Source organism: Maribellus mangrovi, from assembly GCF_037646455.1.
GTDB lineage: Bacteria > Bacteroidota > Bacteroidia > Bacteroidales > Prolixibacteraceae > Draconibacterium > Draconibacterium mangrovi_A.
In genome coordinates this window covers 775,754-790,640 of sequence record NZ_JBBIXN010000002.1, presented here as the reverse complement: position 1 = coordinate 790,640, position 14,887 = coordinate 775,754, and the positions used below count along the sequence as shown (strand labels likewise).

The window sequence follows — 14,887 nt, the reverse complement described above, 5'->3', positions numbered from 1 at the left end:
TAAAAACTATGAAACCAATAAACAGAAGATCTTTTCTAATTACCACACTTTCGAGCATTCCGGCAGCAATGTTAGCAAGTAACGGGATGTTAGAATTAACATCGTCAGATGTTGAAGCTGAAACCATTTACGGAAAGGTTAAAGGTTATGACTTTGATGGCGTTAAGATTTTTCGAGGTCTTCCATACGGTGATTCTACTGCCGGTGAAGCAAGATTTTTACCACCTAAGAAACCACAAAGCTGGGCAGGCGTAAAAGATTGCACAGCCAATGGATCTCGTTGTATTCAGGGAGGACGCAGTATTTTTGAGACAGATCGACTTGGACCTTATTTTTCGGGAGGTCGTTCAGATCGATTTGAGCTCTCCAAACAACCCAGTGGTGAAGATTGTCTGAACCTTAATGTTCTTACTCCCGGATTGACGGGCAAACGTCCTGTAATGGTCTATATTCATGGAGGTGGCTTTCAGGATGGTGGAGGATTACTCGCTGTTTTTTCCGACCGGCATGTCAGGGAACAGGATGTGGTTCTGGTAGGTATTAATCATCGTTTGAATGTATTTGGATACACCTATTTTGGAGGGATTGACAAAAAATATGAAGTTGGGAATCCCGGACAGTTGGACTTGGTTGCAGCCCTGGAATGGATTCGCGACAATATTGAAAACTTTGGAGGTGATCCCGATAATGTGATGATTTTTGGTGAATCAGGTGGTGGTGCTAAAATCTCCACACTTTTGGCGATGCCCGCTGCAAAAGGATTATTCCATAAGGCAGCTATCCAGAGCGGAAGTTTTGTAAACAAGGCCACTGACATTGAATCAGCAACAAAAACAGCGAGGAACCTGATGTCGAAATTTGGGATAACCCAAGTAGATGATCTGCAGAAAGTGCCGGCAAAGGAATTGTTTCAAACAACAATGCAGAGCAGAATGAGACTTGGACCTGTTGTTGAGGATCATTCTTTACCAAGAGATCCATGGTATCCTGATTCTCCGGAGATATCTGCCAACATACCCTTAATCATCGGTAACGATAAAGATGAATCCACGCTTTTCGCTCTTAGCAACGAATCACTTTTCAATCTTGATGAGTCAGGATTACGTACTGAATTATTGAAAGCAAAGATACCTGAAAGCAAGGTAGATGACTTACTAAAACTATATAAAAGGAATCACCCTGGAGACAACCCAAGTGATTTGTATTTTCGTATTTCAACCGATCGTGGAGCCCGTTATAATGCAGTAAAACAGGCCGAGATGCAATTAGCAAGGAGGAAGGCAGAAGTATTTATGTATTATTGCCAATACAATACTCCTCTGGAAGATGGCAAACTAAGATCATTTCATACCTGCGATCTTCCTCTAACTATGCGATTAACCTTATTTCCTGAAACAGAACAACTTTCCCGTCAGCTAAGTTCAGCCTGGGCAGCATTTGCCAGGAATGGCAATCCGGGGACTAAGAATCTTCCCTGGCCTTCCTATACAGTCAAAAACAGGGCTACTATGATTTTTGATATCGATAAGAGCGAAGTAGTAAATGATCCGGATAAGGATATTCGAAAAATGCTTCTCGAAATACCATCTCATTCTTTATTGTAAAAGGATTCGTGATTGAATCTCATCAAAAGAAAATTGAAATCTAAATTATAAAAATGAATGCTTAAATGAAAAAAACACTTTTGATAATTTCCCTTTTGACTTTAATGTATGGAAGTGCAAACTCACAGAAGATTGTGCACCTATATGAAGGGAAAGCCCCCGGATCAGAGGATTGGAACTACACTGAAGTGGAATTTGCCAATCCCGGCACTAAAACAACAATGCTTCGTAATGTTGTTGATCCTACTCTGGAGGTATTCATACCTGAAGAATCGATAGCTACAGGTACAGCAGTGATAATTTGTCCCGGAGGGGGCAATGTCTGGTTGTCATATGAAAGCGAAGGAACGGCAGTGGCCGATTATCTCGTGAAAAAGGGAATAACAGCATTTGTTCTTAAATATCGTCTTAATAAGACTCCAGAAGATCCTAAGGAGTTTGATGATTTCTGGAACAACTTCGGTTCAAGGGTAAAAGCATTCTCAAAGGAGAATTCTTCAGATAACAAACCAGTTGTAAGCCCTCGCAACTATGGGGGAGAAGATGGTTTAAAGGCGGTTCAATATGTAAAAGAACATGCCGGTGAATATAATGTCGATCCTGAAAAAGTAGGGATAATGGGATTCTCTGCCGGAGCCGGAGTTACTACTCATGTGATTCTCAACAGTGATGCGGAATATATGCCTGACTTTGCAGCTCCTATTTACGGTGGTTGGTTAAGAGGAGAGAATGTTCCTGAAAATGCTCCGCCTATATTCATATTGTGTGCGGCTAATGATCGTATTGCAGCAGGAAGTCCCGATTTGTTCAAAGCATGGTTAGCTGCAGGCAAATCAGCGGAACTTCATATTTATTCAAAGGGTGGGCATGGATTTGGTATGGACAAGCAAGGATTGCCTGTGGATAATTGGATTGAGTTATTCCATGACTGGGTAACAACTACCGGCTTCTAACAATCCCCTAATTCATAAAAAATTACAATAACAAATAGAAAAACTAATTATGACTATAAAACGATTTCAACTATTGATTTTCTCTCTTTTCATAATGGCTGCGAGTTATGCTCAAGGAATTAAAGCAGGAAATACTTCTACGCCAATTAATCGACATGAGCTAGTTACCCGACACAATATTCGGTGGGGATGGGAAGAGCGTGGACAGATTCCGATGGGTAATGGCGAGTTTTGTTTTAACGTTGACGGAACAGGACTTCAAACCTTTGGAGGTAATACAATGTCGCACTGGGGATGGCACTCATTTCCACTTCCGGAGGGTGTAACTCCTGACGAGGTTCCTGAAACAGGATCTTTCATTAATGTAGGAGAAGGTGAGCGGTATATCGGACCTGATACCGTTCCTGCAGGAAAAGAAGCGATACGAAACTGGATGTATGATAATCCCCATATCATGAATCTTGGGCGATTACGTTTTGTTAGAGGAGATGGTTCGGAACTGACTGTAGAAGATATTACAAGCAATGGCAGCAGGAATCTTGATTTGTGGACGGGAACACATAGTTCACGGTTTGTGGTAAGTGGTGATTGGGTAACCAAGGGCGATTGGGTGAATCCGTCAGAAGCAGCAGGCAGTGGTTTTCAGGTAATAGTTACTACCTATGTTAATCCGGAGACTGATCAGGTTTCGGTAAAAGTTGAGTCTGATCTACTTGCCAGAGGGGTAATCAAAGTGGCACTTGATTTTCCTTATCCGACATTAAATAATGAAACTGACTGGGTAGGTGATTTCAAAAGAACTGAAAATAATTTAACTACTCTAACACAAACCAGTAAAGTCCGGGCTGACTTTAAAAGACAGGTGGATGATTTTACCTATTACGTTGCGTTGAACTATACTGAGGGTGCTAAGGTAACGCCTTCAACGTATGATGGAGGTAAAGTTTGGTATCTAGAAGGAAATGGAGTATCAACAGTTGAATTTAGTACTACTTACTCACCGACACCTATAGGTGATGAGGTGCCAGATTTTGAGTCAACCAAAAAGGCAAACGCAGAATATTGGGAAAACTTCTGGATGAATGGCGGTGCTATTGATCTTTCTGAAAGTACCGATCCGAGGTGGTATGAATTGGAGCGTCGCATTGTACTTTCGCAATGGGTAACTGCTGTGCAAACAGCTGGGAGTTGGCCTTCTTCAGAGAGCGGACTCAGGAATATAGATCCCTGGCGCGGGCAATTTCATTATGAAATAATCTGGTTTCACCAGGCTCATTATGGATTTTGGAATCGTTGGGAATTAACTGACGAAGCTGTACAATCTTATCAACGTTTTATCCCTACTGCACGTAAACGAGCACAACAATTCGGATTTAAAGGATTAGAATGGCCTAAATCGGCTAGTCCATCAGGGCGCAGTGCTCCATGGGAAGGCAATCAATCCTTATTATGGAAGCAGCCTCAACCGCTTCATTTTGCAGAACTGGACTTCAAGATACACCCTACGACTGAAACACTTGATAAGTGGGCTGAAGTAGTATCAGGGACAGTAGAATATATGGTCGACTTTTTAACTCTTGACGAAGAAACCGGAATCTATCATATTGTCCTTAATCAGGGACGTGGAGAATGGGGAGCCAACATGGATAATCCTCAAGTTCTGGCTTTCTGGCATTGGGGAATTGAGCAAGGGCAAACCTGGCGTGAGCGGATGGGATTAGAACGTAATAAAGAGTGGGACGAAGCATTGGATAAACTGGCAACTTTTAAAATTGAAGACGGGATTTATGTTGGTGCTAATGGTCGACCATTATGGTTGACAGGAATCCTTGGATTGATGCCACCTTCCAAAGCAATTACACTCGAAACAGCAACGCGTACACAGGCTAAAATGAATGAATTGAGAGCTGCATCGCATAGAGGTGTTGAAAGCATTTCAGGTGGTGTTGGCTGGGGATCAGGAATGAGCGCTGTTGGTCTGGCAAAAATGGGAGACTCAAAAAGTGCTGTGGAAGCGATACTTGGGGGACTCGGAACCGGCTTTGACAAGGCTGGTATTAACCGTGGCCTTGGTGGTGACTATTTACCTACAAATGGTGCTTTGTTATATGCCGTTGCTGTAATGGCTGCAGGCTGGGAAGGAGCACCGGACCGAAATGCACCCGGATTCCCGGATGACGGTTCATGGGTTGTTAAGTGGGAAGGGCTTATACAAGCTCCTTAACAAGGAGGAGATTTGAACGTAAACAAAATAGATTCATGAGTAGAAATTCCATGTTTTACTTATCACTTTTTATTTGTCAACTAGTAGTTTTCACATCCATACATAGTTTAGCACAGATAAAAAAATCAGAGGTGGTTTATATCATCTCTGATTTAATTGACGCTAATGAAAATGTAACGCTTGTTGGTAATCCGATGGAAATTGATTCTCCGTATGGAAGTGCGGTTCAGTTTGACGGTAAAGACGACGCTATTTTTATTGATGAAATGCCGTTAAAAGATCTAACGGAAATTACCATTGAAATGATTATTCGATTTGATAGTGGTGGCAGTCATGAGCAGCGCTACTTTCATACCGGTACGGTGAAAAAGGATCGTTTACTTATGGAAATGCGATCGAATGCCGATACCTGGTATTTAGATGGCATGTTCGAATCGAGAAAAAAATGGGTTGTGTTAATGTCTCCGGAATTGACTCATCCCCTGGACGAATGGTACCATATTGCCTTTACCGTTAAAAACGGAGAACAGGCCACATTTGTTAACGGCCAAAAGGAACTGGAAGGCGATGTCGATTTTGCTCCCCTTAAAAAAGGAAAAACTTCGGTTGGCGTTCGTCAGAATAAAATTTCCTGGTTTAAAGGAGCAATTTATAGCATAAGAATCACCGATAAAGTACTAGATCCCGATGAGTTCAATTTTTCCAAATAGAATGATTTTAACAATGTTGAAAATGAACATGAACAAAATATTGATTCTTTTAGCCTGCACGTTTTGTGTAACTTCTGTATGGGCTCAAAAGGGAGATTTTTTAAATAACCTATCCTATTACATCGAGAATACTGAGGTATTTGAGCAGGGACAGGAAGAAGGCAGAGCATTTCATATTCCGGAGCAAAACATTTTACTAAATGGTAGTTGGAAATTTTATTATAGTGATGTGACTGAAGGAATCCCAACTGATTTCTTTAAAACAGATTTTAATGATTCAGTATGGGATCAAATTGATGTTCCATCCAACTGGGAAATGAAAGGTTATGGAGACCGGATGTTCCGAAATATCAGTTTGACCTATCAATATGGAAGAACAGAAGAGGAAAAAAAATCAGCAGGCGAATTTGCTGTAATACCTCCGGAAGTTCCGGATGAATACAATCCTACCGGAGCGTACAGAAAATCATTTGATTTGCCATCTGATTGGAATGGGCAGCAGGTTTTTTTACATTTTGAAAAAGTCGCATCAGCATCATTTGTTTGGGTGAACGGGAAAGAAGTTGGCTATAATGAAGGTGCTCAAGAACCTTCTGAATACAATATCACATCTTATTTGAAGCCTGGTAAAAATACCATCGCGGTTTTAGTGTTGAAGTTCTCTGACGGATACTATTTGGAAGGACAGGATTATTGGCGTCTGGCCGGTATTTTTGATGATGTTTGGGTGTATTCTTCACCACTGGTTCGTCTTTTTGATTGGCAGGTAATCACAGATTTTGATGAAAGTTATACTGACTCAAAACTGTCTCTCAATATTGATGTAAAAAACTATGGAGCGAGTTTAAAGGATTATAAGCTGAATGCAACTTTGGAGAGAAAAGGCCGGAAAATTGCCACCATTAAAAGTACAAAAATCGATGTGAAAACCGGTAAGCAAACCATTAGTCTTTCAGAATTAATTCGACAACCAGAAAAGTGGACTTCAGAAACTCCAAATCTCTATGATTTGAGAATGGAGTTACTCAACAGCGAGGGCAATGTAGTTGATCAAATACAGACCAGAATTGGTTTCCAGAAAACAGAAATCATTGGGAACGTTTTTTACCTAAACGGTGTGCCGGTGAAACTGAACGGTACAAATACACACATGCAGCATCCGGAAATGGGGCATGTTGTGGATGAAGCTACTATCCGTAAGGACATGGAATTGTTGAAGCAATTCAATTTTAACCTGGTTCGTATTTCCCACTATCCTCCGGTCAACAGGTACCTGGAGCTGGCGGATGAATACGGTCTTTTTATTGTTGATGAAGTGGGTAATGAATGTCACGCCACACAATACATGTCAGAATTGCCTGAGTACACTGAAATGTACAGGGATCGAACCCGAAAAGCAGTGCTTCGTGATCGAAACCATCCAAGTATTCTGTTTTGGAGTGCCGGCAACGAAGCAGGTGAAGGCGAAAATATCACCGAAGTGATAAAGGAAGGGAAACGGCTCGATCCAACCCGCTACTGGATGTACGGAGGAAACGATATGGTTCATCCTGCAGAAGATATAATTGGTCCGCGTTATCCTTCTCCGTTACAGGAAGAAGTTAATCTTGGACTGGACACCACTGATAGCAGACCATCATTTATGGACGAATATCTTTCCGTAACCGGTAATGGCGGGGGCGCTCTTGATGAGTACTGGCGGGTTATTTACCGGCATCCGAGAATTATGGGTGGTGCAATATGGGATTTTGTTGGTAATGGTTTAACCGACTCGGTTCGTATTTTATCTGATAAATCACCGTTTGAAACACCAAGCTACGCTATGGGTAACTCTAAATTGGTAGAAGGAATAAACGGAAAATGTCTGGATCTGAACGGGCATGATGAATGGGTTGAAATATACAGAAGTGAGAATTTAGAAATTTCAGGGGATCAGTTGACCATTATGATGGATGTTTATCCCCGTTTGTTAAATCGTAGTTCCGGCAATTTCTTAACAAAAGGGAGCAATCAGTTTGGAGTGGTACAAAACGGAAAAAATACCCTGGACTTTTACATTTTTACAAACGAGAAGCAGGTATTAAGTGCAGCACTTCCCGGAAATTGGGAAGGAAATTGGCACAACATTGTTGCTTCCTTCGATGGAAATCAAATGAAGATTTTTATAGACGGGGCAGAAGCCGCAAGTATGAAAGTGAGGGGGGAAATTAAAAATTTACCGTACCCTGTAAACATCGGGAGAAACGCCGAATCTCAAACGCAGGATACGAAAGACTATACCTCTGATTCGAAGATTGATAATGTAAAGTTATTTGCAAAAGCTGTGGCACCAGGTAGCGATATGAAGCCATCCGATGCCATTTTATGGTTAGATTTTGAGGGAACAACAAACGGAGGAACATATTACAGCAATGGAATGGGTGCCCGAACCTATGGCAGTATATGGGCAGATCGCACCCCACAGCCGGAGATATGGCAGATGAAAAAATCGGCGCAGCCAATTTCATTTAAATTATTGAACGGGGAAAAAGGAGTTGTTGAAGTTTGGAACCGAAGCAATTTTACAAATGCCTCTTATTGGGAAACAACCTGGACACTTACCGAAGACGATAAGGTACTTCAGAAAGGTATTTTGGAATTGGACGTAGAGCCGGGAAATCGTGCTAAAGTTACAGTTAACTACAATAAGCCAGAGATTATTCGAGGCAAAGAGTACCGTCTCAACATTAGTTCCTCATTAGGGAATGACGAAATTTGGGCTAAGAAGGGACATGAAGTATCATGGGATCAGTTTGAGCTAACAGGCTGGAATGATCCGGCACCACCAAGAGTGCCAACCAATTTGGCAGTATCGCTATCCACCAAAGATGGGAGTCATATCATTACAGGTGAAGGATTTTCCTACACTTTTGACGGCAATTCGGGTGAACTTAAATCTATGTTGTTGGACGGAGATGAAATGCTCAAGGCACCTATCAAACTAAACATCTGGCGTGCGCCGGTTAACAACCAAAACGATCGATGGGCTGGCTACAGCTTCAGACAACCTAACTGGAAGCCGGAGTATGGAAGAACCATGGCTACGGATTTATATTCAAATGGAGTTGATGAGCTCCAGTTTATTCCACTTGAAGTGAGAGCGGATGAGGCTGAGGGAGTGGTATGCATATATGTCCGTGAAGTTGCCCTAACAAGGCAAGATCAGAATACCGTATCGCTTGATTACCTTATTGAAGGAGGAGCAGCTGGTGCAATTGGTGGATTCGAAAGTATCTATGAATACAAAATTTATGGAGATGGCAGCATAGAGGTTAATCACAGTGTTATGCCACAAGGTCAAATGCCCCAGTTGCTACCACGAATCGGAATAAGTTTGATGATGGATAATAAATATGATCAGGTGGAATGGTATGGCAGAGGTCCCCAGGAAAATTACCCTGATCGTAAAAGTGGCTACAGACTTGGTATATACAATTCAACTGTAGATGAAATGTACGAGCCTTATTTGGTTCCACAGGATTATGGTTTGAGAATGGACAATCGATATTTGAAAATGACGAATGGTAACGGAATCGGTCTTGAGTTTTCAATGAATCAGCATTTCAATTTTAATGTTCATGCATTTACAACTGAAAACATCACAAGGGCGCTCTACGCATTTCAATTGAAAAAGGCAGACGGAATTACGATTAATCTGGATTATAAAACTACAGGTGTAGGTGATACCTCGCAACCGGTTTTAAATTCTTACCGCGTGTATCCGCAGGCATATTCGGGAAATATTACTATTAAACCAATTAATGAGAGAAATGAGGTCAGATAAGTTATGGGAAGACTAAAAATTCCATCACGAAGTTCATTGAAATAACTAATCCAGGTGATGACCAATTATTAGAGTTGAATTGAGTTGAATCATAGAAAGAATTGTTGGCGATATATTCAGTTTAGATTCGATTAAACTTTTTATTAAACCCACTTTAGAGATCACAATTTGTTTTTTATCTTCACAGGAGAAAATCTCTATGCCAATTAACGAAAATATACCAGATTACGAATTAGTTAGAAAGCTTCACGGGGATGATGTTGATGCTTTTGATCAAATTTTTAATAGGTATGGAGATCGACTTTACGGTTTTGCGTATAAGTACTTGAAGTCCAAGGAAGAAACGGAAGGGCTTGTACAGGACGTTTTTCTAAAGATCTGGGAAAATCGCAAAAAACTAAAAAAGGAATCTTCACTCAAATCATATCTTTTTACAATTGCCTATCACAATATTTGCCATTTGTTCAGAAAGAAGCAAATATTTTTGAAGTATATTGAGGAAAGCAAAGTTGTTGAAACCAAGACCATTGACCTTGAAAAACAGCTTGAGTACGAAGCTACACTGTCGCAAGTAGACAAGTTGATTGATAAATTACCTGGAAAGCAAAAAGAAGTATTTATCAAAAGCCGTAAAGAAGGAAAAAGTACAAGTCAAATTGCAAATGAAATGAATCTTTCGCCGGGTACAGTTGACAATTATATTTCAACAGCGTTAAAGCTTTTAAGAAAACAGATCTCGGGGGAAGATTTTGCCTTACTATTATTCTTCGCATTTTTTTTTCAATAAATCAAGACCTAAAAGTGACTCATAATTAGGTGGTTACTCATTCGTCAGGAATATTGTTCTGAAAAAATCGCTTTTTTTTTGTGAGATTAATGCTAGTTGTGGCTATTACTAGTAGATGAGGATATAAAATTGATTGTTTATACCTTTAGTTTAGTTAAAAATCCTATTTGTAAAAGGGGATTTTAAAATAGAAATTAATGATTGACCAAGGTGATATATTAAAGTTGGAGCGATTCATAGAAGGAAAAGCTTCGGAATCGGAAAAGCAGCAAATATATGCCCTTTTCGCAGAAAAGGAGAATGATTTGGATTTTCAGAAAATAGTCAGAAACGACTTTTTTGATCATCTGAATAATAGAAAAGATGAAAACTATAATCTGTCATTCTTACTTGACCGAATTCACCACACTATTAATAGGAATGAAAACATCAGAAAAAAAACTGTAATTAGAAAATTGTACAGTTGGTATTCTGTGGCAGCAGCTATTCTTCTCATTCCAATATTAATTGCAAGTGTTTTGTGGATCTCTGATATAAAGACACGTGGCTATGCAGATGAAGGATCCATGATTTCCACACTACATGCTCCTCAAGGGGCCAGGATAAGTTTTTCGCTTCCCGATGGGACCGAAGGATGGCTTAACAGTGGTTCGTCAATTGAATATCAAATACCGTTCTCAAAAAACAGGAATGTAGAATTAGTGGGTGAGGCATGGTTTAGTGTAACTCATGACCAAGAACATCCATTTGAAATACAAGCAGGAACGTCTCGTATTAAAGTATTAGGAACTAAATTCAATTTAAGTGCTTATCCAGATGAGAACTATGTTGAGGTTGTTTTGGAAGAAGGAGCTGTAAATTTTTCAACAACAGAATCCAAGACAGGTATCACAATGAAGCCTTCTGAGAGGTTAATTTATAAATCAGACTCAATAAACCTTACTATTACCGATCCGAGTAAATATTCTGCATGGAAAGAAGGAAAACTTGTTTTCAGAGGTGATTCAATGGCTGAAGTGGCCCGCCGATTAGAACGGTGGTATAATATTGAAGTTGTACTGGCAGATAAAGAACTTGAGGAATATATAATAAGGGGAACATTTGAAGATGATTCACTTGAAGATGTTCTAAAATACCTTGCTATGACTTCGCCAATTCGATATCAAATAAATGAACGAAAAATTTTAGATGATGGCAGTTATCGAAAAAAGAAAGTGATGCTATATAAGACTAATCAATAATTATTTGAACTAAAACTATGACTAAAATGAAAAATCAGACTGGACCACCATAAGTAAAAAAAGGAAATCGCGCCAACGATTTCCCTAAAAAATCTTTGTCAAATTTTTTAATACTTAACAATTCAAATTTATGAAAATTAATAACATTTTTCATGAGTGTGATTATCTCGCTCTACATAAAATATTAAGGATCATGCGAATCACTATATTTATACTTCTTGCTTCCATCTTCCAAACTTTAGCGATTGACACTTATTCTCAGAGTACTAAGATTTCACTTCAGTTATCGAATATAAAGTTGGAAGACGCATTTGACGAAATAGAGAATCGTACAGAATTCTTTTTCCTTTACAATGAAAAGTTAATAGATATTGACAGGATGGTTACAATTTCTGTTGAAGATCAGAAGATTGATGAAATTCTTGATCAACTTTTTAAAGGCACAAATATCGATTATACGATAACTGACCAGAAGATAATTTTAGCACCTTCTGATTTACCCACCACTACGCAACAACAACGAAAAATTTCCGGTAGAATTATTGATGAGAATGGACAGGCACTTCCAGGTGTTACCGTTGTAATAAAAGGAACAACCCAGGGGACTGTTTCAGATTTTGAAGGAAATTATTCATTAAGCGTAACATCTGAAAACGATATTCTTGTCTTTTCATTCGTTGGAATGCAAAAACAGGAAATTCCTGTTGGAACACAAACATCCATTGATGTTGTTTTGGTTCAAGAAACCGTTGGTATCGATGAAGTTGTTGCTATCGGATATGGTGTTCAAAAGAAAAGTAATGTTACTGGCGCCATATCAAGTATACAATCATCCGATTTAGAAAATCGTTCAACCGGAGATATTGCCCGCTCTGTTCAGGGGAAAGTGGCAGGTGTTCAGGTTATGTCATTATCTGCCGCTCCTGGAGCAAGCGCAAGTTTTCGAATCAGAGGATATTCCAGTAATGGTCTATCAGATCCGCTTTTTATTGTCGATGGCCTTAAAGTGCCTAATATTGATTTCCTGGATCCTGAAAACATCAAATCCATTGAAATATTGAAAGACGCAGCTTCGGGTGCAATTTACGGAACAGAAGCGGGAAATGGAGTTGTACTTATAACAACCAAAACTGGTAAAAAAGGAAGAAGTCAGATTTTTTATAATACACAGTTCGGTGTTCAATCGATGACCAATAAGGTTGAAATGATGGATACCAAAGAATTTAAACAATTTTGGAAGGATGCTGGTGTTTCTGAAGGAGCATTTCAGAGTGGAAATACCAACTGGCAAGATGAAGTTTTTGAAAACGGAGAAACACAAAGCCATATCGTTGGTTTTGAGGGAGGTAATGATAAGGGATTATTTTTTGCTTCGATGAAATACAGCAAAAACGATGGAATGGTAGTTGGAAATAAAGATGTATTCGAACGGCTTGTCGGTCAGCTCAATGCATCTTATAACATTAATGATTGGTTAAAGGTTGGAACTACTAATTACATCGAACGCAGTACGACAAAATCAGTTTCACAAAACGCCTACAATTCAATAAACAGTGTTATTGGGAGCGCCTATTTCTACGATCCTACGGTACCTGTTTATTATGAAAATGATTCAGATGCACCTACAGAATCGGGCTATAATTTGCTGGCAGCTGAAGCTGAAGGGTATAATGTGCTACGCAATAGTGAAAACAAACTTTACGGTACTTCCCGTTTCCTTATTGAGCCTGTGAATCCTTTAGGAATGATACATAATTCTGATAATTTAAGAAAGCGATCATCGTTCAGCGGCACTTTTTATGCAGATCTTACACCATTCAAAAACTTCACTTATACTTCCAGGCTTGGCTATCAGCTTGGATCAGCTCATAATTCAACCTATTTGGAACCTAACTGGTGGAATGCTTCTAAAAATAGAGTACATGCCGCTCTTTCCGAGAGTATGTATCAAACAACATATTATCAGTTGGAAAATTTTGCCAACTATAATTTTACAAGGAACAAACACGATTTCACCGCAATGGTGGGTATGCAGTATACACAAGGTATAACTGAGTATATTTCAGCAAGTACAGATCAGTTGGTCAGCACTTTACCGAATTTTCATAATTTAAACAGTTCATTTACAGATGCGAATGATAATGTGGGAGGAAGCAAATCAGAGACCAGCAATATTTCATATTTTGGACGTCTCGCTTGGAACTATGGAAGTAAATACATGCTCCAGGCAAATTTCCGTGCCGATGCTTACGACGCTTCACGACTTTCAAAAAATAACCGATGGGGCTATTTCCCATCAGTATCGGCTGGGTGGGTGGCTTCCAATGAGAATTTTATGCAGAACCTGAACAAAGATATTTTTTCGTATTTAAAATTTCGGAGTTCATGGGGGATAAATGGGAATGTAAACTCACTGAGTAATTACAGGTATACCACCTATGTGAACTTGGCAAGTGATTATTATAATTTTAACAATGGACTTCAGGCGGGTTCCGCTCCATCAGATGTTCTCCCAAACGAGGATCTAACTTGGGAAGAATCAGAACAATTTGATGTTGGACTGGATACCCGATTCTTCAGGGATCGCCTAACATTTACATTCGATTATTTCTATAAGGTTACAACTAACCTGTTGACAGAGATGACCGCCCCAGCTGTATCTGGAACCACCAGTCAATGGGTAAATTTAGGAAAAATTGAAAACTCTGGTTTAGAGTTTGATCTTGGTTGGAAAGATAAAATCGGAGATTTTGAATATGGAATACAAGCAAATATATCTACTCTTCATAACGAGGTTTTAGAAAGTCCGTATGAAGAAGGTCGTTATCCCGGTGGAGGTGGTTTTTTTACTGAAGCCACTTATTTTGAGGTAGGGTATCCAATCTGGTATCTTAGAACTAATATTGTTGACCATATAGACTGGTTGACTGGTCAACCCGTTTTTAAAACAAAAGAGGAACTCGGGACAGATGACGGTAAAGACTACGTTGGTTCCAGTATCCCTGATTATACTTACGGAATTACGTTAACAGCCGATTATAAAAACTTCGACTTAAAAGTTTTTGGCTCAGGAGTTCAAGGCTCAGAATTGTTCTGGGCAATTGTTCGGTTAGATCAACTAAAAGGGAATTTACCTACTGCCATTGTTGAAGATTACTGGTCGATGGATAATATTGATGGCATACATCCTGCCCCAAGTATTTGGACTAATAATACAACCTTATATTATTATGGCTCATCCGACCATTTTGTATTCAATTCGTCTTATTTCAAAATAAAGCAAATTCAACTTGGATATACATTCCCAACTAAATTAATTTCCAAATTAAATATGTCTTCATTAAGGGCATATGTTTCCCTTGATAATTTCTTCACGTTCACCAAGTATCCAGGTAATGATCCGGAATCAATGTCGGGTCTGTCTAAAGGTGACGAACCCAGGAGTTCTACCGGCATGTCGCAAGGAGGAGGAATGGGAGTAGATAGAATTCAATACCCCGCCATGAAACAGGTATTAGTTGGTCTTAATGTTTCATTCTAATCTT

At 39.5% G+C, this 14,887-nt stretch carries 8 protein-coding genes; all 8 read left to right on the top strand.

Going from position 1 to position 14,887, the window contains the following annotated elements:
• Nucleotides 1-8 precede the first annotated feature (8 nt).
• The 8 genes from WFY05_RS11320 (at nucleotide 9) to WFY05_RS11285 (ending at nucleotide 14,883) form a co-directional block, all read left to right on the top strand.
• Nucleotides 9-1,604, top strand: coding sequence for a carboxylesterase/lipase family protein (locus WFY05_RS11320; RefSeq protein ID WP_340112959.1), 1,596 nt, complete (start codon nucleotides 9-11; stop codon nucleotides 1,602-1,604).
• Between the two features lie 65 nt (nucleotides 1,605-1,669).
• Nucleotides 1,670-2,557 carry an alpha/beta hydrolase gene (locus WFY05_RS11315; protein WP_340112958.1) on the top strand — a complete coding sequence of 296 codons (888 nt, stop codon included), beginning with the start codon at nucleotides 1,670-1,672 and terminating at the stop codon, nucleotides 2,555-2,557.
• Nucleotides 2,558-2,606: 49 nt separating this feature from the next.
• Nucleotides 2,607-4,781 carry a hypothetical protein gene (locus tag WFY05_RS11310; protein ID WP_340112957.1) on the top strand — a complete coding sequence of 725 codons (2,175 nt, stop codon included), beginning with the start codon at nucleotides 2,607-2,609 and terminating at the stop codon, nucleotides 4,779-4,781.
• Between the two features lie 131 nt (nucleotides 4,782-4,912).
• Nucleotides 4,913-5,491 carry a LamG-like jellyroll fold domain-containing protein gene (locus WFY05_RS11305; RefSeq protein WP_340112956.1) on the top strand — a complete coding sequence of 193 codons (579 nt, stop codon included), beginning with the start codon at nucleotides 4,913-4,915 and terminating at the stop codon, nucleotides 5,489-5,491.
• A 22-nt stretch (nucleotides 5,492-5,513) separates the two neighbouring features.
• Nucleotides 5,514-9,314: a beta-galactosidase small subunit-related protein gene (locus WFY05_RS11300; RefSeq protein ID WP_340112955.1), complete on the top strand. Its 3,801-nt coding sequence runs from the start codon at nucleotides 5,514-5,516 to the stop codon at nucleotides 9,312-9,314.
• Between the two features lie 199 nt (nucleotides 9,315-9,513).
• Nucleotides 9,514-10,101, top strand: coding sequence for an RNA polymerase sigma factor (locus tag WFY05_RS11295; protein WP_340112954.1), 588 nt, complete (start codon nucleotides 9,514-9,516; stop codon nucleotides 10,099-10,101).
• Nucleotides 10,102-10,298: 197 nt separating this feature from the next.
• A complete protein-coding gene (locus tag WFY05_RS11290; protein WP_340112953.1) occupies nucleotides 10,299-11,342 on the top strand; it encodes a FecR family protein in 1,044 nt (347 codons plus the stop codon).
• Between the two features lie 130 nt (nucleotides 11,343-11,472).
• Complete coding sequence (locus tag WFY05_RS11285; RefSeq protein ID WP_340112952.1) at nucleotides 11,473-14,883, top strand: TonB-dependent receptor; 3,411 nt, start codon at nucleotides 11,473-11,475, stop codon at nucleotides 14,881-14,883.
• Nucleotides 14,884-14,887: the final 4 nt, after the last annotated feature.